Source organism: Bartonella sp. TT110JLCBS (assembly GCF_042193405.1).
Classification (GTDB): Bacteria; Pseudomonadota; Alphaproteobacteria; order Rhizobiales; family Rhizobiaceae; genus Bartonella.
This window is the reverse complement of sequence record NZ_JBHILT010000116.1, coordinates 1-1,168: the sequence shown is the minus strand read 5'-3', so window position 1 is coordinate 1,168 and position 1,168 is coordinate 1. Positions and strand designations below refer to the sequence as shown.

The window sequence follows — 1,168 nt, the reverse complement described above, 5'->3', positions numbered from 1 at the left end:
GATTACGGATCGTATTAATCAATATACATTTGAAGAAGGTAAAGATTTCATAAAAACACAAGATTTGCGGTTCCCAAAATTGGGAAGCGCAAAATCTAGAGCTGTTACAGCAATAGAATATCATCTCACTCTAGACATGGCAAAAGAGCTCTCAATGGTTGAACGCAATGAGAAAGGACGTCAAGCACGTCGTTACTTTATTGAGTGTGAGAAGAAACTGAGAAACCAATCTGTTGATTATGATCGTGATACCCGTTTTGATTTGCCAAGCTATTGGGAGGGAATGAACGCTGGTGAAAAAGTTTTGTATCTTCTGGGTCCAATTCATGTTCGTCTTCTTGATGCCTTCAGAGTAGATGAAGAAAACAGAAAATACAAAGCTCTCATTAAAGAAGCAAAACAGGTCTTAGAAAAATCTGTTACGAAAGCCGCTTAGTTTAAATCACAATCCATCTCCCCGTTTTAAAAGCGGGGAGGGGATAAATCATTTTATTGGCAAATTCATCTTATCGAAAAATAACCGATGGCTTTTCTTGGCATTATCTACAAGCTTATCAAATGAAATCACTTCTATATAAGCTTTATAATTCTCGTTATATCCAAAATACCCCATGTTATCACCTGTTATTCTTAAATTCGAGTTTTTGCAACATTTCCTTATACTATCAGTTAAATCACAGATAATATAACAATAACCAGGTATATCAAGAGAGTCTTTTATAGGACGACCATCGAATGTTTGTACTTTACCTTTTCTAATTTCGTCTAGATAATCAAACACTTGTTTAATAGGATCTGTTTTATCTCCCGATTGTGCATCATCTCTCATTGGGCGTTTAATTTCTATTATAAAAAGAGATGCCAATTGCATAGGCTGTTCGTCTGATATTAAAATAGGATTGTCGTATATAGGGGTGTCGTATACATTTAAGGCACATATATCAGGTCTTTTATCTTCTGTAGAACCTGTAATAGGCATTGCTTTCAATGAGATGTCAGAAGCTAAATAATCATGAAAAACTAACTTTTCATCTATTAACCATAAATTACAATTATCCATAGAAATGTCATTGGAATCACACTTCATTGGCATTATGAGTTTGTGAATAATATTTTCTTTAGCGTAGCCTTTATCGCTTTTCTTTAAAGCCTTTTCTAGAAGATCTAC

General features: G+C 34.2%; 1 protein-coding gene and 1 pseudogene. One reads left to right on the top strand and one right to left on the bottom strand.

What is annotated here, in order from left to right; translation table 11 throughout:
* On the top strand, positions 1 to 436 hold a 436-nt coding region (locus tag ACFILW_RS09870), incomplete at its 5' end, for an antA/AntB antirepressor family protein (RefSeq protein ID WP_375685739.1).
* A 48-nt stretch (positions 437 to 484) separates the two neighbouring features.
* Here ACFILW_RS09870 and ACFILW_RS09865 read toward each other — a convergent pair.
* Positions 485 to 1,168: pseudogene (locus tag ACFILW_RS09865) on the bottom strand (hypothetical protein); the annotation flags it as partial.